Here is a 22775-nt window from a genome sequence, read left to right as displayed (position 1 = left end):
GCGACGAGCAGTGCGCTGTGACACTCCGGGAATGCTCGCCCCGTAGGATCCGTTGGGTGGGGTGAGAGTTCCGAGAGCCCCAGCAAGCAGTCGGCAGAGACAAGGAAGACACCCGTGAGCGACGTCCGCAACGTGATCATCATCGGCTCCGGGCCCGCGGGCTACACCGCAGCGCTCTACACCGCCCGCGCGTCCCTGAAGCCGCTGGTCTTCGAAGGTGCCGTCACCGCCGGAGGCGCGCTGATGAACACCACTGACGTGGAGAACTTCCCCGGTTTCCGCGAAGGCATCATGGGGCCGGACCTCATGGACAACATGCGCGCCCAGGCGGAGCGCTTCGGCGCCGAGCTCGTGCCGGACGACATTGTCTCGGTCGACCTCTCCGAGGAGATCAAGACCGTCACGGACACCGCCGGCAATGTGCACCGGGCGAAGACCGTGATCGTCAGCACCGGCTCTCAGCACCGCAAGCTCGGCCTCCCCCGTGAGGACGAGCTGTCCGGCCGTGGCGTCTCCTGGTGCGCCACCTGCGACGGGTTCTTCTTCAAGGACCAGGACATCGCCGTCATCGGCGGAGGCGACACCGCGATGGAGGAGGCCACCTTCCTCTCCCGCTTCGCCAAGTCGGTCACGGTGGTCCACCGCCGTGACACCCTGCGGGCGAGCAAGGCGATGCAGGATCGTGCCTTCGCGGACCCGAAGATCAAGTTTGTGTGGGACAGCGAGGTCTCCGAGATCCACGGTGAGAGCAAGCTCTCCGGTCTGACCCTGCGCAACCTCAAGACCGGCGAGACCTCCGAGCTGCCCGTCACCGGCCTCTTCATCGCGATCGGCCACGACCCGCGGACCGAGCTGTTCAAGGGCCAGCTGAAGCTCGACGACGAGGGCTACCTCAAGGTCGATGCGCCGAGCACGCGGACCAACCTGACGGGCGTCTTCGCCGCCGGCGATGTGGTCGACCACACCTACCGCCAGGCGATCACCGCGGCCGGCACGGGCTGCTCCGCCGCCCTCGACGCCGAGCGGTTCCTTGCTGCGCTGTCGGACAGCGAAGCGCCCGAGCCGGACAAGACCGCTTCCGTCTGATCCGCGCACCCAGCTTTCCCACCACCCACCGAGTAAGGAGATTGCCATGGCCGGCGCCACGGTGACCGTCACGGACGACAACTTCGAAGAGGTCGTCCTCAAGAGCGACAAGCCCGTCCTCGTGGACTTCTGGGCCACCTGGTGCGGCCCGTGCCGCCAGGTCGCCCCGTCCCTGGAGGCGATTGCCGCCGAGCACGACGAGATCGTCATCGCCAAGCTGAACACCGATGAGAACCCGGCAACCACCGCCAAGTACGGCGTCATGTCGATCCCGACCATGAACGTCTACCAGGGCGGCGAGGTCGTGAAGACCATCGTCGGTGCCAAGCCGAAGGCTGCGATCGAGCGCGACCTGTCGGACTACCTCGCCTGAGTCGCAGCACTACGTTTCACGGGAAACGGGCCCGCCCCCACCAGGGGCTGGGCCCTTTTCTGTTTCACGGGAAACCGAGCGCCTTACAACGGTCGCAGCGCCGGCTCCTTCTGCACAGCTCCCAGCAAGCGGTCGAGAGCCAACTCGACGTCTTCCTTCCACGAGATCGTGGTTCGCAGTTCGAGGCGCAGCCGGGGAAACCGGGGATGGGGCCGTACGGTCTTGAAGCCGACCGCGAGGAGATGATCGGCGGGCAACACACACGCCGGCTCGCTCCAGCGGGCATCACCAAAGGCCTCGATCGCCTTGAAACCGCGCTGGATGAGGTCCTTGGCGACCGTCTGGACCATCACCCGACCGAGCCCCTGACCTTGGTAGCCGGGGATCAGCCACGCGGTCAGCAACTGCACCGCGTCCGGTGAGACAGGGCTCGTAGGAAAGGCCGTGGAGCGCGGCACATAGGCCGGCGGGGCGTACATCACGAACCCGACGGGCACCTCGTCGACATAGACCACCCGTCCGCAGGACCCCCACTCCAGCAGTACTGCCGAGATCCAGGCTTCCTTCTCGAGCTCCGGGCGTCCCGCCTTTACCGCGGCCTCGCCGCTGACGGGGTCGAGCTCCCAGAAGACACAGGAGCGGCAGCGCTTGGGGAGGTCCGGAAGGTTGTCCAACGTGAGCGGTACGAGCCGACGGCCCATGGAACCAGGTCCTCACTTCCCTCGCCTGCCCCACCACGAAGCGCCGTCAGCGACGCCTGCTCTCTGAGCAGACCACCAACGAACCCTCCCACAGCTGCGAGGCCGAACCCCGCTGCCAACAGTCCGGTGCGGCTCACCGATTGCATGGCCCTCTCCTCGGTGTGAGGTCTCTCCAGATGGATGCGTGCCATACCCGAACGCATCGTATCCACCCTTTACGGGCACGGGTACCGCAAGAGAGCAAAGGGCGGACCGTGTTCCGGTCGGAGTTCCGGAACACGGCCCGCCCAGGAGCCGAGAGCATCAGCTCACTCTTCTTCGTTGTTCTCCTCGCCCAGCGAGTCGCCCAGGACGCGCCCCTCACCAGGGGCGAGCGTGCCGAGGATGCGCTCCAGATCGTCCATCGAGGCGAACTCGACGACGATCTTTCCCTTCTTCTGCCCCAGGTCGACCTTCACCCGGGTCTCGAAGCGGTCGGACAGCCGAGAGGCCAGACCCGTGAGCGCGGGGGACACCCGGGCGCCCGCGCGGGGCCCCTTGGCCTTGCTCGCGCTCTTGGGGGTGGACCCCATCAGCGTCACGATCTCCTCAACGGAACGGACCGACAGCCCCTCCGCGACAATGCGACGCGCGAGGTGGTCCTGCTCTTCCGAGTCCTCCACGGACAGCAGGGCGCGCGCATGTCCTGCGGAGAGCACACCTGCGGCGAGCCGCTTCTGCACGGACGGCGAGAGCTTCAGCAACCGCAGCGTGTTGGAGACCTGCGGGCGCGAACGCCCGATCCGGTCGGCCAGCTCGTCATGCGTGCACTTGAAGTCCTTCAGCAGCTGGTCGTAGGCGGCTGCCTCTTCCAGCGGGTTGAGCTGGGCCCGGTGGAGGTTCTCCAGAAGCGCATCGAGCAGCAGCTTCTCATCGTCCGTGGCCCGCACGATCGCGGGAATCTTCTCCAGGCCGGCCTCGCGGCACGCCCGCCAGCGGCGCTCACCCATGATGAGCTCATACCGCCCCGGTCCCGTCTGACGGACGACCACCGGCTGGAGCAGGCCCACCTCCTTGATGGAGGTGACCAGCTCGGCGAGGGCGTCCTCGTCGAAGACCTCACGCGGCTGGCGCGGGTTCGGCTTGATCGCATCCAGCGGCACCTCTGCGAAGTGCGCGCCCGCCACTTCCGAGACGCCCGCCGACGATGCCTCCGCCCCGGCCGGCGCTTCCGTTTCACGTGAAACACCGTGCGTCGGCAGCGACGTCACCTTGGCGGCCGCTACTCCTCGTTCCGGGGCCAATACCGGTGCGGACGACGGTGACGCCGCCCCCTGCCCCGCCGACCCTGCATGGTCCGTGCTCTGCGGTGCGGCGGGGATCAGCGCACCGAGCCCACGGCCCAGGCCTCTACGTCGTTCGCTCACTGAGTCCCCTCCGAGATGCTGTGCTGTGTTTCATAGTTGACGCTGAGGCCCTGGCCCCCGGTCTGCGGGACCCCACGCAACGCGATCTCTCGGGCCGCTTCGAGATAGGAAAGCGAGCCGCTGGATCCCGGGTCATAGGTGAGTACTGTCTGCCCATAGCTGGGTGCCTCGGAGATGCGCACCGAGCGGGGGATGCTCGTACGAAGCACCTCGTGGCCGAAGTGACTGCGCACCTCGTCGGCGACCTGAGAGGCCAGCCGGGTGCGGCCGTCGTACATGGTGAGCAGAATCGTCGAGACATGGAGCTTGGGGTTGAGATGCCCTCGCACCAGCTCAACGTTGCGGAGCAGCTGGCCCAGTCCCTCAAGCGCGTAGTACTCGCACTGAATCGGGATCAGGACCTCGGCACCGGCCACCAGAGCATTGACCGTCAGCAGGCCGAGTGAGGGCGGGCAGTCGATGAAGATGTAGTCCAGTGGCTGCTCATATGCCTTGATGGCACGGTCGAGCCGGCTCTCGCGGGCCACCAGTGAGACCAGCTCGATCTCCGCACCGGCCAGATCGATCGTGGCGGGCGCACAGAACAGGCCCTCCACATCTGCGACCGGCTGCACGACATCGGAGAGTGGCTTGCTCTCCACCAGCACGTCATAGATGGAGGGCACTTCGGAGTGGTGATCGATCCCCAGTGCCGTCGACGCATTGCCCTGGGGATCGAGGTCGATCACCAGAACCCGCGCACCGTGCAGAGCCAATGAGGCCGCCAGGTTCACCGTGGTCGTGGTCTTACCGACCCCGCCCTTCTGGTTGGCGACCACCATGACCCGAGTCTGTTCAGGCCGGGGCAGCCCCTCACCCGCGCGGCCAAGTGCCTCCACCGCCAGCTGAGCTGCACGACCGATCGGGGTGTCGTCCATCGGGGGCGGCGTTTCACGTGAAACGTCGTCCCCGAACGACTCGCTGCGGGGACCGGGGACCGGATCGGTCATCGGTCCCGCGATATTGGCGTCGGACCGCACGGATTCACTCTCCTCGACATCAGGCTCGCAATGTTCAGAGCCTGCCATGCTTTCGGTGTCGTGAACCAGTGAGGTCCGTTCTCCTGTGGACGAATCCACTTCTGTGGATACTTCGCTCACCCTTGTGGGCCTACGGTCGCGCGGCGCAGAGGCCGCTCGACCACGATCGATGATCCCTTGCAGCAGAGAACGACGTTTCACGTGAAACACGATGCCAGCGTCACGCCTGAATGAGTCGCGACACTCCGTCTTGTGTTGTTTTGGTGGCACTGAGGGAATTCGCCCGCTCCTATCCCTCGCGGAACGGGCGCCTTCGCATCCATGCCGGTCTGTGGTGCTCCAGCACCAGGGCGTCAGCGCCGGCGGCCCCTCGACACACGACCGACCCGTGCCGCCTTCGCTCGCTTGGCCGCAAAGCGCACACCGCCGGGGCTCTCCCCCACCTCGACCCGCACCACGGTCGACGGGGGATCCACGATGCCCTCGCCCACGTGCACCACCGACGTCTCCACCACGCCCAGCTTGCTCAGCGCCGCCCGAGCCCCCTTGAGCTCCTCCTCCGCGGCATCGCCCTTGAGCGCCAGCATCTCGCCGTAAGGACGCAGCAGCGGAACCCCCCAGCCGGCCAGCCGGTCGAGCGGAGCAACGGCACGCGCGGTCACCACATGCACCTGGGGCAGCTTGCCCATGACCTCTTCTGCCCGCCCCCGCACGACGGTGACGTGGTCCAGCCCGAGCAGCTCGACGACCTCCTGAAGGAAGTTCGTACGCCGCAGCAGCGGCTCCAGCAGCGTGATCTTCAGATCCGGTCGCACCAGGGCCAGCGGGATACCGGGCAGCCCGGCCCCCGAGCCCACATCGCAGACCGAGACGCCCTCGGGCACCACTTCGGAGAGCACCGCGCAGTTCAACAGATGCCGCTCCCACAGCCTCGGCACCTCGCGCGGGCCGATGAGCCCACGCTTCACTCCGGCGTCGGCGAGGAGTTCGCCGTACCGCACGGCCTCCGGAAAGCGCTCGCCGAAAACCTCCTCCGCCGCCTTCGGCGCAGGAGGGAGCTCCGCTGCTGCCTCCGTCACGGGAACCGCCCTTCCTTTGGACTGCTTTTCCTGCCGGGAACCCGGGGTACGCCCCCCGGGATAACACAGAACGCTGACAACTTTTGGCCCCGCCTGCGAGCAGACGGGGCCAAAGGAAAACGGGAACGCTGAGCGGTCAGGCCGGGAGAACAACCACTCGGCGCTGCGGCTCCTCGCCCTCGGACTCGCTCTGGAGCCCGGCCGCTGCCACCGCGTCGTGGACGACCTTGCGCTCGAACGGCGTCATGGGGTCGAGCTTCACCGGCTGGCCGGTGCCCTTGACCTCCTCCGCCGCCTTCGCACCGATCTCCGCCAGCTCCTCGCGCTTACGCGCCCGGAAGCCGGCGATGTCCAGCATCAGACGGCTGCGGTCACCGGTCTCACGGTGAACGGCCAGCCGGGTCAGCTCCTGCAGGGCCTCCAGCACCTCACCGTCGCGGCCCACCAGCTTCTGCAGGTCACGGCTGGTCGAGTCACTGATGATCGACACAGCGGCACGGTCGGCCTCGACATCCATGTCGATGTCGCCGTCGAGGTCGGCGATGTCCAGCAGACCCTCGAGGTAGTCGGCCGCGATCTCGCCTTCCTGCTCCAGGCGGGTCAGGGTGTCGGTGCCCTTGGTGGCAGGGGTCGTGTCCGTCACGAAAGGACTCCTTCTTACTTCTTGGACGGGTGCTTGGGGCGCTGCTGGCCCTTGCGCTGACCGGACTTGGTGGTGCGGGACCCGGAGGCGCCGCCCTTCTCCTTGCCGTCCTGCGCGTCCTTCTTCTCCAGCGACTGCTTCTTCTCAGCACCCTGACCGGAGTCCGTGCCGTCCGACGCGGATCCGGCACGCGTACGGTTCTGCGCACCGCCGGCCGGGGCCGCGCCACCGGTCTGCCGCTGGGACTTCGTCTGACGCTTGGGCTGCTGGCGGTTCTGGCGCGCCTCCTCGGCGGCCTGCTTCGCCTCGACGGTGGCCGGGTCCTCGACGATCTTGCCCGCGGCCCGCAGCCGCTCCTGGCGCTCCGCGAAGGCCTTGCTGCCCGGGGTCGGGTTACGACGGATGACGAACATCTGCTGGCCCATGGTCCACACGTTGGTGGTCAGCCAGTAGACGAGAACACCGACGGGGAAGTTGATGCCGAAGACGGCGAACATGATGGGGAAGACGTACATCAGCATCTTCTGCTGCTGCATGAACGGCGTCTTCACCGTGAGGTCGACGTTCTTCGTCATCAGCTGGCGCTGCGTGTAGAACTGCGACGCCGACATCAGGACGATCATGATGATCGTGACCACGCGGACGTCGAGCACGGAAGCACCCAGGCTCTGGATCTTCTCCGCGCTGTCCATGAACTTCGCGGCCAGCGGCGCGCCGAAGATGTGCGCCTTCTGTGCGCTCTCCAGCAGCGGCTGGTCGATGACGCCGACCGTCTTGTTCTGCGCGATGTGGCTCAGAACCTGGTACAGCGAGATGAAGAACGGCGACTGGGCCAGAATCGGGAGACAGCTCGAGAGCGGGTTGGTGCCCGTCTCCTTGTAGAGCTTCATCATCTCTTCGGACTGGCGCTGCTTGTCGCTCTTGTAGCGCTCCTGGATCGCCTTCATCTTCGGCTGGAGCGCCTGCATGTTCCGTGTCGACTTGATCTGCTTCACAAAGAGCGGGATCAGGCAGATACGGATCAGCACCACCAGCGAGACGATGGACAGACCCCACGCCGCGCCACTGTCCTTGTCAAAGATGAGGCTGTAGAACGAGTGGAACTGGACGATGATCCAGGAAACAGCGATATAGAGGGGACCGAGGATCGTGTCCACGAATCAGGCTCCTTGGGCGTTGGGCTGAGTCTCGGGCTGGGCGACAGGCTCAGGGACGGTGGGCCCGCCCAGGCGGCTCCTCAGCCGCTGATGCCAAACCGGACGCTTCCGGGGAGGGACGTGGTCGACGCCACCGAGCGACCACGGATTGCATCGCAGGATGCGCCAGGCTGTCAGCGCAGTCCCTTTCACCGCGCCGTGCCGGTCGATGGCCGTATAGCCATAGTGCGAGCACGACGGGTAGTACTTGCAGACCGGTCCCAGCAAGGGGCTGATGGTCCACTGGTAGATCTTGATCAAAAGCAGCAGCGGGTACTTCACTGTGCGCTCCCTCCCGGGTCCCGTCCGGGGTTCCGGGGGCCCGCGGCGTTACCGCCGTCGGTCGCAGCCCCCGGGGGATGGCAGCCTCTCGGCACCCCTCCCAGCAGCCGCTCGAAGGCGGCATCCAGGTCGCGGGCCAGCTGATCGTGATCCGCATCACCCGCGCAGGGCAGGGCCCGTACGACAACCAGGCTACCGGCGGGCAGCCGGTCCAGCCGGTCGCGCACGAGATGCCGAAGCCTGCGCTTGACCTTGTTGCGCACGACAGCGTTGCCCACTGCCTTGCTCACGACGAAACCCGCACGTGCCGAGGGAACACTTTCCCCCGACCCGTGCGGGTCCGTTGAACCGCTGCGGAAATGAACGACAAGGAGCGGGCGCCCGGCCCTGCGTCCCCGGCGTACCGCGGTCGCAAAGTCCTCGCGCCGCCTCAGCCGATTCTCGGTAGGCAGCACGTCATGGACCTAGGTTCAGGCTGCTCAGGCCGACAGGCGGGCGCGACCCTTGCCACGGCGGGACGCGAGGATCGCGCGGCCGGCGCGGGTCCGCATGCGCAGACGGAAGCCGTGGGTCTTCGCGCGGCGGCGGTTGTTCGGCTGGAAGGTGCGCTTGCTCACTCGGGGGCTCCAGGAATGCTTGTTGTCTCAGGAGAGACAGATGTGGGGCGTCGACTGGCTGTCACCGTGCGCCCACGAGTAGCTCGCAACGCCTAAGTGCACCGCTACACGATCACTCGAGCGTGATCTTTGCCCATCGGAGGCAGGCGGCAGCAGCCATCGACAACTCGACCTGGTCACGGTACGCGCGGCTACGCCATCCGGTCAAACCGGCTTCTCGGCAGCGCCGCCAGGCACCTTGCCAGGACACACTATGCACAGCCTGTGGACAACAACTTGAATCCCCAGGCCCGCCCTGACTACCGTGGCTGAACCCCGATTCCTTCCCGCCCGTCCTGAGAATCACACATTCGTGGGACTGCTGAGAGAGCGTGCCCCGTGGCTGATGTACCTGCCGATCTTGCCGCAGTGTGGCCGCGCGTGCTCGACCATCTCCTTCGCGCGGAGGCCGACGGCATCAAGCCCAAGGACCAGGACTGGCTCAAGCGCACTCAGCCGCTGGCACTGGTAGCCGACACCGCACTGCTCGCCGTCCCCAACGAGTTCGCCAAGGGTGTGCTCGAAGGCCGGCTGGCGCCGCTGATCGGGGAGGCCCTCAGCCATGAGTGCGGCCGCCCGATCCGGATCGCGATCACCGTGGACGACTCCTCCGAGGAGCCTTTGACGCCGTCCGCACCGCCCGCGCCGCAGCACCAGTCGCCCCAGCACCAGCCGTCGCCTCAGCAGCACGCTCCGCACCACCAGCAGTCGCATCAGTCCCAGCAGCACGAGGCCTACGACGGCTACGAAGCGCGGCACGACAACCGGCACGACAACCGGCATGACGGCCGGCACGACAGCCGTCATGACAACCGGCAGGGTTACGGGCACCAGGGCGACGACCTGCCCGGCGTCCGCCCCGCCTATCCGGACTACCAGCAGCCCCGGCACGAGCCCGGCGGCTGGCCGCAGCACTCCTCCGGCATGGCCGGCGGCCCCGGCCCGCGCGAGGACTACGGCTGGCAGCAGCAGCACCTCGGCGGCTTCCCCGAGCGCGACCCCTACGCCTCCCCGTCGTCCCATGTCTCTCAGCACCAGCAGCGGCAGAACGACTACCGGGGGCAGACGCCCGACCGCAACGGGCCGCCGCAGCACTCCGACGGCCGCTCCCCTTACGACCAGCCGCGCCGCGACCTCTCCGAGCACCAGCCCGGCGGGCACAACGGCCGCTCGGGCGCCGGGCTCCCCGCGCCCAGCGGTGCGCCCAGCCCGCTCGCCGCGCAGCCCGCGCCGGCGACCGGCCCGGGCGAGCCGACCGCACGGCTGAACCCGAAGTACCTCTTCGACACCTTCGTCATCGGTGCCTCCAACCGCTTCGCGCACGCCGCCGCGGTCGCCGTCGCCGAGGCGCCGGCCAAGGCGTACAACCCGCTGTTCATCTACGGGGAGTCCGGTCTCGGCAAGACCCACCTGCTGCATGCGATCGGGCACTACGCGCGGAGCCTGTATCCGGGCACCCGGGTGCGGTACGTGAGCTCGGAGGAGTTCACCAACGAGTTCATCAACTCCATCCGCGACGGCAAGGCGGACGCGTTCCGCAAGCGCTACCGCGACATGGACATCCTGCTGGTCGACGACATCCAGTTCCTGGCGAGCAAGGAGTCGACGCAGGAGGAGTTCTTCCACACCTTCAATACGCTGCACAACGCGAACAAGCAGATCGTGCTCTCCAGTGACCGGCCGCCCAAGCAGCTGGTCACCCTGGAGGACCGGCTGCGCAACCGCTTCGAGTGGGGTCTGATCACCGATGTCCAGCCGCCCGAGCTGGAGACCCGGATCGCGATCCTCCGCAAGAAGGCCGTCCAGGAGCAGCTGAACGCCCCGCCGGAGGTGCTGGAGTTCATCGCGTCCCGGATCTCGCGCAACATCCGTGAGCTGGAGGGCGCGCTGATCCGGGTCACGGCGTTCGCCTCGCTCAACCGGCAGCCGGTGGACCTGGGGCTGACCGAGATCGTGCTGAAGGACCTGATCCCCGGTGGCGAGGATGCCGCCCCGGAGATCACCGCGACCGCGATCATGGCCTCCACCGCCGACTACTTCGGGCTGACCATCGACGACCTGTGCGGCTCGTCGCGCAGCCGGGTGCTGGTCACCGCCCGCCAGATCGCCATGTATCTGTGCCGTGAGCTGACCGACCTCTCGCTGCCGAAGATCGGCGCGCAGTTCGGCGGCCGGGACCATACGACCGTGATGCACGCCGACCGCAAGATCCGCGCGCTGATGGCCGAGCGGCGTTCGATCTACAACCAGGTCACCGAGCTCACCAATCGCATCAAGAACGGCTGAGGGCGGCCACCGGCGGCCACCGCAGGACGTGTGAGGGCGCTCCGGATCCGTTCCGGCAGCGCCCTTCGTCGTACGGGCCGCTCCGCGAAGCGCCGGCGTCTCCTCACGCGTTCCCGCGCCCTGCCCGTCCTGCACCGTCCGCCGAGCGCGCGCTCCCCGGCCCTCCCGGACGCGTCACGCACTGCTCCGGAAGCCGTCCCGGGACCCTCCCGGGCCGCTTCACCACCCCCTCCGACCGACTCCGCCGCCGTCCCAAACCTGTGGAACGCGCCGCCGGTGTTCGATTCCGCGGCCGGTCACGGCTTCTCTCCACAGATTGGGCAAGAATCTTCCGTCCACATGCTGGGGAGGGGAAAGTTATCCCTGTGGGATCCACAGGGAGGTCTTCTGACGGAGCATCGGAGGAGGTCAGCAGCGTGTGGATTTGTGGCCAACCTTCCTCCACAGGGTGTGGACAGCGGATTCGTCCACAGGAGAGGTCGCGTCTTGTCCACCGCCCGCCCACAGGCAAGCCGCTGTTGTCCCCAGCAATCACCGGCTTCTCCACATCGCTGTCCACTGTTCGGCAACGCAACACCCGCCCTCACCGGGCCGAGTGAAAGCGGTCACACCAAGGTGCCTGATTGGGCTGTGGGGAACGTGGGTAAAGCTGGGGATGGCGCTGGGGAGAAGTACCCGTCTCCTGTGCACCGGGTGTGCAGAACTTTCGGCGGTCCACAGAACCACCGGCTTTTCCACGACCGCCACCCACAGGGGCAGTGGACAAAAAATCCGCGTTGACCTGCGCAAAAGCAGTTGTCCACGGTTTCCACAGCCCCTACTACTACGACCACGGATATCTACCGGGGAACTCGTTCGGAAACGGGGCCTGTGCACAAGTGGGCCGCCGGGCGTCCGGCACCGGTCGAGCCGACTTGACCCCGAGCCGCACCGACTGTCGGTGGCGTGCGTCAGACTGGTCTCCGGCAACCCAGCCGACGACGAAGGCCAGCAGGGCGAGAGCCAGCAACAGCAGGAGGCGGTTTCCGGTGAAGATCCGGGTGGAGCGCGATGTACTCGCGGAGGCAGTGGCCTGGGCGGCCAAGAGCCTCCCGGCCCGTCCGCCGGTGCCCGTCCTCGCGGGCCTGCTGCTGAAGGCCGAGGACGGCGCACTGAGCCTCTCCGGCTTCGACTACGAGGTCTCCGCGCGGGTCTCGGTGGAAGCGGAGGTGGATGAAGAGGGCACGGTCCTCGTCTCCGGCCGGCTGCTCGCCGACATCTGCCGTGCGCTCCCCAACCGCCCGGTGGAGATTTCCACCGACGGTGTACGCGTCACCGTCGTCTGCGGCTCCTCGCGGTTCACCCTCCACACCCTTCCTGTGGAGGAGTACCCGTCCCTGCCGACGATGCCCACCGCCACCGGCACCGTCCCCGGTGAGGTCTTCGCCGCGGCCGCCGCCCAGGTCGCCATCGCCGCCGGCCGTGACGACACCCTCCCGGTGCTCACCGGCGTACGGATCGAGATCGAGGGCGACACGGTCACCCTGGCCTCCACCGACCGCTACCGCTTCGCGGTGCGCGAGTTCCTGTGGAAGCCGGAGAGCCCGGACGCCTCCGCCGTCGCGCTGGTCCCCGCCAAGACGCTGCTGGACACCGCCAAGTCCCTGAGCAGCGGCGACACCGTCACGCTCGCGCTGTCCGGCTCCGGCCAGGGCGAGGGCCTGATCGGTTTCGAGGGCGCCGGGCGGCGGACGACGACGCGTCTGCTGGAAGGCGACCTGCCGAAGTACCGCACCCTCTTCCCGACCGAGTTCAACTCGGTCGCCGTGATCGAGACCGCCCCGTTCGTCGAGGCCGTCAAGCGTGTGGCGCTGGTGGCCGAGCGGAACACCCCGGTCCGGCTGAGCTTCGAGCAGGGCGTGCTGATCCTGGAGGCCGGCTCCAGCGACGATGCACAGGCTGTGGAGCGGGTGGACGCCGACCTGGACGGCGACGACATCTCGATCGCCTTCAACCCCGGCTTCCTCCTGGAGGGCCTGTCGGCCATCGACTCCCCGGTGGCGCAGCTGTCCTTCACGACCTCGACCAAGCCCGCGCTGCTGAGCGGCCGGCCGGCCAAGGACGCCGAGGCGGACGACGCGTACAAGTACCTGATCATGCCGGTGCGGCTCTCCGGCTGACGGCCGGACGGGCCGGGGGCGGCTGTCCGGCGGACACCGGACAGCGCCCTGGCCACGCGCCTTGCGGCGACCGGCTGAAGGGCCCTGATGAGCGGCTGAGCCCACAGGTGTGCGCGGACCTGCGGGCGTAGGCTCGGACCCGGGTACGAACAGCAACGACTACGTGCAAAGAGGGTCTCTGATGGAGCTCGGTCTCGTCGGTCTCGGCAAGATGGGCGGCAATATGCGCGAGCGCATTCGCCGCGCCGGCCACACCGTCATCGGATACGACCGCAACCCCGACGTGGCGGATGTCAACAGCCTCCAGGGGCTGGTGGACAAGCTCAAGGGTCCGCGGGTGGTCTGGGTCATGGTGCCGGCCGGTGCCGCCACCCAGTCCACGATCGACGAGCTGGCCGAGCTGCTCTCGCCGGGCGACATCGTCGTGGACGGCGGCAACTCCCGCTGGACCGACGACGAGAAGCACGCCGAGGAGCTGAAGGCCAAGGGCATCGGCTTCGTCGACTGCGGTGTCTCCGGCGGCGTCTGGGGCCTGGAGAACGGCTACGCCCTGATGTACGGCGGCGACAAGGACGATGTCGCCAAGGTGCAGCCGGTCTTCGACGCGCTCAAGCCCGAGGGCGACTTCGGCTCGGTGCACGCCGGCAAGGTCGGCGCCGGCCACTTCGCGAAGATGGTCCACAACGGCATCGAGTACGCGATGATGCAGGCCTTCGCCGAGGGCTGGGAGCTCCTGGAGAAGGTCGACTCCGTCACGGACGTCCGCGAGATCTTCCGCTCCTGGCAGGAGGGCACGGTCATCCGTTCCTGGCTGCTCGACCTGGCCGTCAACGCCCTCGACGACGACGAGCACCTCGAGAAGCTGCGCGGTTTCGCCGCCGACTCGGGTGAGGGCCGCTGGACGGTCGAGGCCGCGATCGACAACGCCGTGCCGCTGCCCGCGATCACAGCCTCGCTCTTCGCGCGCTTCGCGTCCCGTCAGGACGACTCCCCGCAGATGAAGATGATCGCCGCGCTCCGCAACCAGTTCGGCGGGCACGCGGTCGAGAGCAAGAAGTAGCGGACACCGCGCACACCGCACCAACCAGAAGCAACAGGCAGCAACAGCCGGGGGAGGTCGGCGCTCAGCCATGCACGTCACGCATCTGTCCCTCGCCGACTTCCGCTCGTACGCCCGGGTCGAGGTTCCGCTCGACCCGGGCGTCACGGCGTTCGTGGGCCCCAACGGGCAGGGCAAGACCAACCTCGTCGAGGCGGTCGGCTACCTCGCCACGCTCGGCAGCCACCGCGTCTCCTCGGACGCCCCGCTGGTGCGGATGGGCGCCGAGCGGGCGATCATCCGGGCCGCGGTCGTCCAGGGCGAGCGGCAGCAGCTGATCGAGCTGGAGCTCAACCCGGGCAAGGCCAACCGCGCCAGGATCAACAGGTCGTCCCAGGTCAGGCCCCGGGACGTACTGGGGATCGTCCGGACGGTGCTGTTCGCGCCGGAGGACCTGGCGCTGATCAAGGGTGATCCGGGCGAGCGGCGGCGGTTCCTGGACGAGCTGATCACCGCGCGGTCGCCGCGGATGGCCGGGGTGCGCTCGGACTACGACCGGGTCCTCAAGCAGCGCAACACCCTGTTGAAGACCGCGGCGTTGGCGCGCAGGCACGGCGGGCGGCAGATGGATCTGTCGACGTTGGACGTGTGGGACCAGCATCTGGCCCGCGCGGGCGCCGAGCTGCTGGCGCAGCGGCTGGATCTGATCGCCGCGCTGCAGCCGCTCGCGGACAAGGCCTATGAGCAGCTGGCCCCCGGCGGCGGGCCGCTGGCGCTGGAGTACCGCGGTTCGGCGGGCGAGGCGATGGCCGACGCGTCGAACCGCGAGGAGCTGTACGAGGTGCTGCTGACGGCGCTCGGCGAGGCCCGTAAGGGAGAGATCGAGCGCGGGGTGACGCTGGTCGGCCCGCACCGCGATGATCTGGTGCTCAAGCTGGGCCGGCTCCCGGCGAAGGGGTACGCCAGCCACGGCGAGTCCTGGTCGTATGCGCTGGCGCTGCGACTGGCCTCGTACGACCTGCTGCGCGCCGAGGGCAACGAGCCGGTGCTCGTGCTCGACGACGTCTTCGCCGAACTGGACGCACGGCGCCGCGAGCGGCTGGCGGAGTTGGTGGCCCCGGGCGAGCAGGTGCTGGTGACGGCCGCGGTGGACGACGACGTGCCGGGCGTCCTGGCCGGGGCGCGCTATGCGGTGTCCGACGGCGCCGCGGAGAAGGTGACCCCGTGAGCGAGGAGCAGCCCGACCTGCCCAGGCCGTCGCCCGAGCTCTCCGGTGTGGACCTGGCCCGGCAGGCGCTGGTGGCCGCCAAGGAGCAGGCGCGTGCGCGGGGCGCGGCCGCGCAGCAGAAGAAGCAGGCCAGGCGCGGCGGGCTGCGCTCGGGCGCGCGGGCCGACGGCCGCGACCCGCTGCCGCTCGGTGCGGCGATCAACCGGCTGATCACCGAGCGCGGCTGGGAGACCCCGGCCGCGGTCGGCGGGGTGATGGGGCGCTGGCCGCAGTTGGTCGGGCCCGAGGTGGCGCAGCACTGCGAGCCGCAGAAGTACGACGAGGACGCCCGGGTCCTGACGGTCCAGTGCGATTCGACGGCCTGGGCGACGCAGCTGCGGCTGCTGGCCCCGACGCTGGTGGCCCGCCTCAACGAGGACCTGGGCCACGGCACCGTAAAGATGATCAAGGTGCTGGGTCCCGGGGGCCCCGCGCGCCGGTACGGATCGCTGCGGGCGCCGGGGAGCAAGGGCCCCGGCGACACCTACGGCTGACCCCTGGGACACCCCTCTACGGGGGAGGCGGGTGAGACTCCGCTCACGGTAGCCGCCGGTTGACAGTCCGAAGCGCTGAGTGCCCGTGTGAGCGTCCTGAGGCCCCTTCTCGAATATGGGGGAGTCGGCGGACGCCAGTTCAGGGCGGCACATGACGACTCAGGTGCCTGCAAACCCCCATGAGTGTCAGCGCTACCGGTAGACTGATGGCAATCCCGCCCACTCGCGGAACATGTCGAACGACGCAGCCGCTCCCGCCTGTCCTCCCAGGGGTGATCCCCACAGGCGCGGAAGGGCTCGTGCTGTGCCAGAAAGGGCGCTTCGTGGCCGACTCCGGCGACCTCAACGAGAACAACACGGCTTCTACTGAAGAGGGGGTTCCTGCCGGCGCCATGGGCGACTCCGCGGTGGAGAAGTCGTACGACGCCAGTGCGATCACCGTCCTCGAAGGCCTGGACGCGGTCCGCAAGCGCCCCGGCATGTACATCGGCTCGACGGGCGAGCGGGGCCTGCACCACCTCGTGCAAGAGGTGGTCGACAACTCCGTCGACGAGGCGATGGCCGGGCACGCGGACACCATCGAGGTGACGATCCTGCCGGACGGCGGCGTCCGCGTCGTCGACAACGGCCGCGGCATCCCCGTCGGCATCGTGCCTTCGGAGGGCAAGCCGGCCGTCGAGGTCGTGATGACCGTCCTGCACGCGGGCGGCAAGTTCGGCGGCGGCGGCTACGCCGTCTCCGGTGGTCTGCACGGCGTCGGTGTCTCGGTCGTCAACGCGCTGTCGAGCAGGGTCTCGGTCGAGGTCCGGTGTGAGGGCCACCGGTGGACGCAGGACTACAAGCTCGGTGTGCCGACCGCGCCGCTGGCGAAGAACGAGGCGGTCGACACCACCGGCACCTCCGTCACCTTCTGGGCCGACGGCGACATCTTCGAGACGACCGAGTACTCCTTCGAGACGCTCTCCCGTCGTTTCCAGGAGATGGCGTTCCTCAACAAGGGCCTGACGATCTCGCTGACGGACGAGCGCCCGGACCATGTGGACGAGGAGGGCAAGCCGCTCTCGGTGCGGTACCACTACGAGGGCGGCATCGTCGACTTCGTGACGTACCTCAACTCGCGCAAGGGCGAGCTGGTGCACCCCACGGTGATCGCCGTGGAGGCCGAGGACAAGGAGCGGATGCTCTCGGTCGAGATCGCGATGCAGTGGAACACCCAGTACAGCGAGGGTGTCTACAGCTTCGCGAACACCATCCACACCCATGAGGGCGGTACCCACGAGGAGGGCTTCCGCGCGGCGTTGACGGGTCTGATCAACCGTTACGCGCGGGACAAGAAGCTGCTGCGCGAGAAGGACGACAACCTCACGGGCGAGGACATCCGCGAGGGTCTGACGGCGATCATCTCGATCAAGCTCGGCGAGCCGCAGTTCGAGGGCCAGACCAAGACGAAGCTCGGCAACACCGAGGCCAAGACCTTCGTGCAGAAGATCGTCCACGAGCACCTCACGGACTGGCTGGACCGCAACCCCAACGAGGCCGCGGACATCATCCGCAAGGGCATCCAGGCCGCGACCGCGCGCGTGGCGGCCCGTAAGGCGCGCGATCTGACCCGCCGCAAGGGCCTGCTGGAGACGGCGTCGCTGCCGGGCAAGCTGAGCGACTGCCAGTCCAACGACCCGACCAAGTGCGAGATCTTCATCGTCGAGGGTGACTCCGCCGGCGGCTCGGCCAAGTCCGGCCGCAACCCGGAGTACCAGGCGATCCTGCCGATCCGAGGCAAGATCCTCAACGTCGAGAAGGCCAGGGTCGACAAGATCCTGCAGAACAACGAGGTCCAGGCGCTGATCTCGGCGTTCGGCACGGGCGTGCACGAGGACTTCGACATCGAGAAGCTCCGCTATCACAAGATCATCCTGATGGCGGACGCCGACGTGGACGGTCAGCACATCAACACCCTGCTGCTCACCTTCCTCTTCCGCTTCATGCGGCCGCTGGTCGAGGCCGGGCACGTCTACCTCTCCCGTCCGCCGCTCTACAAGATCAAGTGGGGCCGGGACGACTTCGAGTACGCCTACTCCGACGCGGAGCGGGACGCGCTGATCGAGCTCGGCAAGCAGAACGGCAAGCGGATCCGCGAGGACTCGATCCAGCGGTTCAAGGGTCTCGGTGAGATGAACGCCGAGGAGCTGCGCATCACGACCATGGACACCGACCACCGGGTCCTCGGTCAGGTCTCGCTGGACGACGCGGCCCGTGCGGACGACCTGTTCTCCGTGCTGATGGGCGAGGACGTCGAGGCGCGTCGCTCGTTCATCCAGCGCAACGCCAAGGACGTCCGCTTCCTCGACATCTGAGCCCTGTCGGCCCGAACAACAGCCGCAGCTCGAAAGGACTTTGAACCACCATGGCCGACGAGAACCCCCCTGTGACCCCGGACGGCGTGACCGCCGAGGGCGCGCCCGCCGCCATCGAAGGCGTCGGGATGCGCGTCGAGCCCGTCGGGCTCGAGACGGAGATGCAGCGCTCCTACCTCGACTACGCGATGTCCGTCATCGTCTCGCGTGCGCTGCCCGATGTGCGCGACGGCCTCAAGCCGGTGCACCGCCGGGTGCTGTACGCGATGTACGACGGCGGCTACCGCCCCGAGAAGGGCTTCTACAAGTGCGCCCGCGTCGTCGGCGACGTCATGGGTACGTACCACCCGCACGGCGACTCCTCCATCTACGACGCCCTGGTGCGCCTGGCGCAGCCGTGGTCGATGCGGATGCCGCTAGTCGACTCCAACGGCAACTTCGGCTCCCCGGGCAACGACCCGGCCGCGGCCATGCGGTACACCGAGTGCAAGATGAAGCAGCTCTCCATGGAGATGCTGCGGGACATCGACGAGGAGACCGTCGATTTCCAGGACAACTACGACGGCCGTAACCAGGAGCCGACGGTCCTGCCGGCCCGCTTCCCGAACCTGCTGATCAACGGCTCGGCCGGTATCGCGGTCGGTATGGCGACGAACATCCCGCCGCACAACCTGCGCGAGGTCGCGGCCGGTGCCCAGTGGGCGCTGGAGCACCCCGAGGCCTCCAGCGAGGAGCTGCTGGACGCGCTGATCGAGCGCATCAAGGGCCCCGACTTCCCCACCGGCGCGCTGGTCGTGGGCCGCAAGGGCATCGAGGAGGCCTACCGCACGGGCCGCGGGTCGATCACCATGCGCGCTGTGGTGGCGGTCGAGGAGATCCAGAACCGCCAGTGCCTGGTGGTCACCGAGCTGCCCTACCAGACCAACCCGGACAACCTCGCGCAGAAGATCGCCGACCTGGTCAAGGACGGCAAGATCGGCGGCATCGCGGACGTCCGCGACGAGACCTCCTCGCGCACGGGCCAGCGCCTGGTCATCGTGCTCAAGCGGGACGCGGTCGCCAAGGTCGTCCTCAACAACCTCTACAAGCACACCGACCTGCAGACCAACTTCGGCGCGAACATGCTGGCGCTGGTCGACGGGGTGCCGCGCACGCTCTCGCTGGACGCCTTCATCCGCAACTGGGTGACGCACCAGGTCGAGGTCATCGTCCGCCGGACGAAGTTCCGGCTGCGCAAGGCCGAGGAGCGGGCGCACATCCTGCGCGGTCTGCTCAAGGCGCTGGACGCCATCGACGAGGTCATCGCGCTGATCCGGCGCAGTGAGACCGTCGAGGTGGCGCGCGAGGGCCTGATGGGCCTGCTGACGATCGACGAGATCCAGGCGAACGCGATCCTGGAGATGCAGCTGCGCCGGCTGGCCGCCCTGGAGCGCCAGAAGATCACCGCCGAGCACGACGAGCTGCAGCGCAAGATCAACGAGTACAACGCGATCCTGGCCTCCCCGGAGCGGCAGCGCCAGATCATCAGCGAGGAACTCGCCGCGATCGTCGAGAAGTTCGGCGACGACCGGCGCTCCAAGCTGGTGCCCTTCGAGGGCGACATGTCCATCGAGGACCTGATCGCCGAGGAGGACATCGTCGTCACGATCACCCGTGGCGGTTATGTGAAGCGGACGAAGACCGACGACTACCGCTCGCAGAAGCGCGGCGGCAAGGGCGTCCGGGGCACGAAGCTCAAGGAAGACGACATCGTCGACCACTTCTTCGTCTCCACGACCCACCACTGGCTGCTGTTCTTCACGAACAAGGGCCGGGTCTACCGCGCCAAGGCGTACGAGCTCCCCGACGCGGGACGCGACGCCCGGGGTCAGCATGTGGCCAATCTCCTCGCCTTCCAGCCGGACGAGCAGATCGCGCAGATCCTGGCGATCCGCGACTACGACGCCATGCCGTACCTGGTGCTCGCCACCAAGGCCGGCCTGGTGAAGAAGACGCCGCTCAAGGACTACGACTCGCCGCGCTCCGGCGGTGTCATCGCGATCAACCTGCGCGAGCAGGAGGACGGCACGGACGACGAGCTGATCGGCGCCGAGCTGGTCTCGGAGACCGACGACCTGCTGCTGATCAGCAAGAAGGCCCAGTCGATCCGCTTCACGGCGACCGACGAGGCGCTCCGGCCGATGGGCCGGGCCACCTCCGGTGTGAAGGGCATGAGCTTCCGCGAGGGCGACCAGCTGCTCTCGATGAACGTGGTCCGTGCCAACACCTACGTCTTCACCGCCACGGACGGCGGCTACGCCAAGCGCACCGCGGTCGACGAGTACCGCGTCCAGGGCCGCGGCGGTCTGGGCATCAAGGCCGCCAAGATCGTGGAGGACCGGGGTTCGCTGGTCGGCGCGCTGGTCGTCGAGGACACCGACGAGATCCTCGCGGTGACGCTCGGCGGTGGCGTGATCCGTACGCGGGTCAACGAGGTGCGCGAGACCGGCCGTGACACCATGGGCGTCCAACTGATCAACCTGGGCAAGCGTGATGCCGTCGTCGGCATCGCATGGAACGCCGAGGCCGGTCGTGAAGCCGAAGAGGTCGACGGGGGCGAGGCGCCCGACGAGGCCGACGCGGCCGAGGAGACCGTGTCCACGGAGGCCGAGGGCGAGCAGCCCGCGGCGGAGTAGCACGAGGAGTAGGTCGTGAGTGGAGCCACGGGCGCTGCGGCGGGTGGACCGGGAGCCGAGAAGGATTCCCCGTCCGGACCCGCAACCGTGACGGATGACAGCGCCCGTGGCTCCGCCGTTTCTGACACCGGCCCCCGAGACGAGGGCTCGCACCAGGGGGGACCCGTGACCGATACCCGTCAGCCGCAACCGCAGCCCCGGCAGGAGGCCCAGGGGCAGGCCGAGAGCGGCTCACAGCAGCCGTACCAGCCGCCTCAGGCGTATCCCACCGACAGTGGGAAGGGCGGCGGGCCGGCGGTGCGCCGGCCGCGTACGGGCGCCCGTACGGCCCCGCGGACCCGCAAGGCCCGGCTGCGGGTGGCGCGCGCCGATCCGTGGTCGGTCATGAAGGTCAGCTTCCTGCTCTCCATCGCGCTGGGCATCTGCACGGTCGTGGCCGCCGCGGTGCTGTGGATGGTCATGAACGCGATGGGGGTCTTCTCCACGGTCGGCGGGACGATCAGCGAGGCCACCGGCTCCAGCGACGGCGCGGGCTTCGATCTGCAGTCGTTCCTGTCGCTGCCGCGGGTGGTGCTGTTCACGTCGATCATCGCGGTGATCGACGTGGTGCTGGCGACCGCGCTGGCCACCCTCGGGGCGTTCATCTACAACCTGTCGGCGGGCTTCGTCGGCGGTGTGGAGCTCACCCTCGCCGAGGACGAGTGATCCCCTCACGGGAGGGCGTTCGGGCGGCTTCCCGAACCGATTTTGGGAACGCCTCTGAAGTGCGCTAATCTTTCGGTGCAGCGAACGCGCGGCTATAGCTCAGACGGTTAGAGCGCTTCCCTGATAAGGAAGAGGCCCCAGGTTCAAGTCCTGGTAGCCGCACTGCACAATCGGCCCGGCCGGGGAACTCCCCGGCCGGGCCGATTCGTTGTACGGAGGCGGAAGTTGGCTCGCGGCGGCGGTCTCGGACGAGGTGTTGCCGACTGCGGGCTAGGTAACCAATCGGTATCGGCCGGTGTGTATCATCGGCCGACATAGGTCCCCTACGTCAACGAAAGACGAGGTCGCGCGGTGAAGAAGCTTCTCCTGGTCGCACTGGCCGCCATCGGCGGGCTCCTCGTGTACCGCCAGATCCAGGCGGATCGCGCCGAGCAGGATCTGTGGACGGAGGCGACCGACTCCGTGCCCGCAGGTTCGGGTGTCTGAGACCCCTCACAGCACAGCAGGTTCGTACGAACCCCGATTGCCCCTGGGTGATCGGGGTTTCGTGCGTCCGGGGGCGGACCGGGCGGACCGGCCGGTCCGTGGTGGGGTGCCGGGGTCTGTGCGGGGTGGCTGAATCTCGTTGCGGGGCCGTGACGACGTCCCCTTGGATTTGCTATAGCACATCATTAGGTTGCACTAGCAAAGTGCGTGATGGGGTGGGGTGCAAGGGGGAGCAGGGCATGGTGCGACGACCATGCAGGGTGGTGGCGTTGCTCAGGGGGCTGCTGCTGACCCTGCCGCCGGGCCACTTCAGGCCACCGCGGCCACACCGGCCAGGACGCCGGCCGTCGAGGGCGGCGGGTTGGTGAGGGTGCTCGACCCGTCCGGCTCGATGGCCGGGAACGACGGCTCCGGCAGCACCCGGATCGCCGCCGCCCGTAAAGCCGTCGGCACGGTCGCCGACGCCCTGCCCGACGGCTACCCCACCGGCCTGCGGGTCTACGGCGCCGACAAGGCCAAGGGCTGTGACGACACCCGGCTCGTCCAGCCGGTCACCGCCCTCGACCGGGCGGGCCTCAAGCGGGCCGTCGCGGGCGTCGAGCCCAAGGGGGACACCCCCATCGGGCTCTCCCTGCGCAGGGCGGCAGGCGGCCTTCCAGGGCCCGCCCACGGATCCATGGGCAAGCGCACCAGCCTGCTGATCTCCGACGGCGGGGACACCTGCCAGGCGCCACCGCCCTGCAAGGTCGCCGCCCAACTCGCCGCATCCGGCGTCGATCTGCACATCGATGCCATCGGCTTCCAGGTGGCGGGCGCGGCGCGCACACGGCTGGAGTGCCTCGCCAAGGCCGGCAACGGGCGGTAGTACG

At 68.3% G+C, this 22775-nt stretch carries 20 protein-coding genes, 1 tRNA gene and 1 pseudogene; 13 read left to right on the top strand and 9 right to left on the bottom strand.

Annotated elements, in window-relative coordinates; all coding sequences use genetic code 11:
* Positions 1 to 114: 114 nt before the first annotated feature.
* Entirely contained in the window at positions 115 to 1086 is a 972-nt protein-coding gene (trxB, locus tag Scani_RS36255) for a thioredoxin-disulfide reductase (RefSeq protein WP_159481906.1), read from the top strand.
* A gap of 46 nt (positions 1087 to 1132) precedes the next feature.
* Positions 1133 to 1459: a thioredoxin gene (trxA, locus tag Scani_RS36250; protein ID WP_030075727.1), complete on the top strand. Its 327-nt coding sequence runs from the start codon at positions 1133 to 1135 to the stop codon at positions 1457 to 1459.
* An 83-nt stretch (positions 1460 to 1542) separates the two neighbouring features.
* Here the strand turns inward: trxA and Scani_RS36245 are convergent, their stop codons facing one another.
* The 9 genes and pseudogenes from Scani_RS36245 to rpmH form a co-directional block, all read right to left on the bottom strand.
* The gene (locus tag Scani_RS36245) at positions 1543 to 2160 is read right to left on the bottom strand and encodes a GNAT family N-acetyltransferase (RefSeq protein WP_030075726.1); all 618 of its coding nucleotides are present in this window, start codon (positions 2158 to 2160) and stop codon (positions 1543 to 1545) included.
* Between the two features lie 308 nt (positions 2161 to 2468).
* Positions 2469 to 3566 carry a ParB/RepB/Spo0J family partition protein gene (locus Scani_RS36240; RefSeq protein WP_159481905.1) on the bottom strand — a complete coding sequence of 366 codons (1098 nt, stop codon included), beginning with the start codon at positions 3564 to 3566 and terminating at the stop codon, positions 2469 to 2471.
* Positions 3563 to 4633: an AAA family ATPase gene (locus Scani_RS36235; protein ID WP_159482575.1), complete on the bottom strand. Its 1071-nt coding sequence runs from the start codon at positions 4631 to 4633 to the stop codon at positions 3563 to 3565. Before Scani_RS36235 ends, Scani_RS36240 begins: the two co-directional genes overlap by 4 nt.
* Before the next feature lie 305 nt (positions 4634 to 4938).
* A complete protein-coding gene (rsmG, locus tag Scani_RS36230) occupies positions 4939 to 5664 on the bottom strand; it encodes a 16S rRNA (guanine(527)-N(7))-methyltransferase RsmG (RefSeq protein WP_159481904.1) in 726 nt (241 codons plus the stop codon).
* Between the two features lie 136 nt (positions 5665 to 5800).
* Complete coding sequence (locus Scani_RS36225) at positions 5801 to 6307, bottom strand: Jag family protein (protein ID WP_159481903.1); 507 nt, start codon at positions 6305 to 6307, stop codon at positions 5801 to 5803.
* 14 nt (positions 6308 to 6321) lie between these two features.
* Positions 6322 to 7464, bottom strand: coding sequence for a membrane protein insertase YidC (yidC, locus tag Scani_RS36220; protein ID WP_159481902.1), 1143 nt, complete (start codon positions 7462 to 7464; stop codon positions 6322 to 6324).
* 3 nt (positions 7465 to 7467) lie between these two features.
* The gene (yidD, locus tag Scani_RS36215) at positions 7468 to 7785 is read right to left on the bottom strand and encodes a membrane protein insertion efficiency factor YidD (protein ID WP_006604423.1); all 318 of its coding nucleotides are present in this window, start codon (positions 7783 to 7785) and stop codon (positions 7468 to 7470) included.
* Positions 7786 to 7871: 86 nt separating this feature from the next.
* Positions 7872 to 8240, bottom strand: a pseudogene (gene rnpA, locus Scani_RS36210) (ribonuclease P protein component); the annotation flags it as partial.
* Between the two features lie 24 nt (positions 8241 to 8264).
* A complete protein-coding gene (gene rpmH / locus Scani_RS36205) occupies positions 8265 to 8402 on the bottom strand; it encodes a 50S ribosomal protein L34 (RefSeq protein ID WP_003949374.1) in 138 nt (45 codons plus the stop codon).
* A gap of 378 nt (positions 8403 to 8780) precedes the next feature.
* Here rpmH and dnaA point away from each other — a divergent pair, with 378 nt between their 5' ends.
* The 11 genes from dnaA to Scani_RS41430 all read left to right on the top strand — a co-directional run bounded on the left by dnaA (position 8781) and on the right by Scani_RS41430 (position 22771).
* A complete protein-coding gene (dnaA, locus tag Scani_RS36200) occupies positions 8781 to 10727 on the top strand; it encodes a chromosomal replication initiator protein DnaA (protein WP_159481900.1) in 1947 nt (648 codons plus the stop codon).
* 1028 nt (positions 10728 to 11755) lie between these two features.
* A complete protein-coding gene (gene dnaN / locus Scani_RS36195; RefSeq protein ID WP_159481899.1) occupies positions 11756 to 12886 on the top strand; it encodes a DNA polymerase III subunit beta in 1131 nt (376 codons plus the stop codon).
* Positions 12887 to 13067: 181 nt separating this feature from the next.
* A complete protein-coding gene (gnd, locus tag Scani_RS36190; protein ID WP_159481898.1) occupies positions 13068 to 13946 on the top strand; it encodes a phosphogluconate dehydrogenase (NAD(+)-dependent, decarboxylating) in 879 nt (292 codons plus the stop codon).
* A gap of 70 nt (positions 13947 to 14016) precedes the next feature.
* Entirely contained in the window at positions 14017 to 15153 is a 1137-nt protein-coding gene (recF, locus tag Scani_RS36185) for a DNA replication/repair protein RecF (protein WP_159481897.1), read from the top strand.
* Positions 15150 to 15686, top strand: coding sequence for a DciA family protein (locus Scani_RS36180; protein WP_159481896.1), 537 nt, complete (start codon positions 15150 to 15152; stop codon positions 15684 to 15686). Before recF ends, Scani_RS36180 begins: the two co-directional genes overlap by 4 nt.
* A 323-nt stretch (positions 15687 to 16009) precedes the next feature.
* On the top strand, positions 16010 to 18040 hold the full coding sequence (gene gyrB, locus Scani_RS36175) for a DNA topoisomerase (ATP-hydrolyzing) subunit B (RefSeq protein WP_371872444.1): 2031 nt from the start codon (positions 16010 to 16012) through the stop codon (positions 18038 to 18040).
* 50 nt (positions 18041 to 18090) lie between these two features.
* On the top strand, positions 18091 to 20715 hold the full coding sequence (gyrA, locus tag Scani_RS36170; RefSeq protein WP_159481895.1) for a DNA gyrase subunit A: 2625 nt from the start codon (positions 18091 to 18093) through the stop codon (positions 20713 to 20715).
* Between the two features lie 15 nt (positions 20716 to 20730).
* Positions 20731 to 21420 carry a DUF3566 domain-containing protein gene (locus Scani_RS36165; protein WP_371872418.1) on the top strand — a complete coding sequence of 230 codons (690 nt, stop codon included), beginning with the start codon at positions 20731 to 20733 and terminating at the stop codon, positions 21418 to 21420.
* Between the two features lie 88 nt (positions 21421 to 21508).
* A tRNA-Ile gene (locus Scani_RS36160) sits at positions 21509 to 21582 on the top strand.
* 189 nt (positions 21583 to 21771) lie between these two features.
* Positions 21772 to 21906 (top strand): DLW-39 family protein, encoded by a 135-nt coding sequence (locus tag Scani_RS40495; RefSeq protein ID WP_003958712.1) that lies wholly within the window; start codon positions 21772 to 21774, stop codon positions 21904 to 21906.
* A gap of 364 nt (positions 21907 to 22270) precedes the next feature.
* On the top strand, positions 22271 to 22771 hold the full coding sequence (locus tag Scani_RS41430) for a vWA domain-containing protein (protein WP_246296346.1): 501 nt from the start codon (positions 22271 to 22273) through the stop codon (positions 22769 to 22771).
* Positions 22772 to 22775: the final 4 nt, after the last annotated feature.

Origin of the sequence: Streptomyces caniferus (assembly GCF_009811555.1) — a bacterium.
In the GTDB taxonomy this organism is placed as follows: Bacteria; Actinomycetota; Actinomycetes; order Streptomycetales; family Streptomycetaceae; genus Streptomyces; species Streptomyces caniferus.
This window is presented reverse-complemented; position numbering and strand designations above follow the sequence as displayed.

Excerpts from the sequence above, each read along its gene's own strand:
- gnd (WP_159481898.1), top strand. The coding sequence starts at position 13,068 with ATGGAGCTCGGTCTCGTCGGTCTCGGCAAGATGGGCGGCAATATGCGC.
- Scani_RS36235 (WP_159482575.1), bottom strand. The coding sequence starts at position 4,633 with ATGGCAGGCTCTGAACATTGCGAGCCTGATGTCGAGGAGAGTGAATCC.
- recF (WP_159481897.1), top strand. The coding sequence starts at position 14,017 with ATGCACGTCACGCATCTGTCCCTCGCCGACTTCCGCTCGTACGCCCGG.
- gyrA (WP_159481895.1), top strand. The coding sequence starts at position 18,091 with ATGGCCGACGAGAACCCCCCTGTGACCCCGGACGGCGTGACCGCCGAG.
- trxA (WP_030075727.1), top strand. The coding sequence starts at position 1,133 with ATGGCCGGCGCCACGGTGACCGTCACGGACGACAACTTCGAAGAGGTC.
- Scani_RS36245 (WP_030075726.1), bottom strand. The coding sequence starts at position 2,160 with ATGGGCCGTCGGCTCGTACCGCTCACGTTGGACAACCTTCCGGACCTC.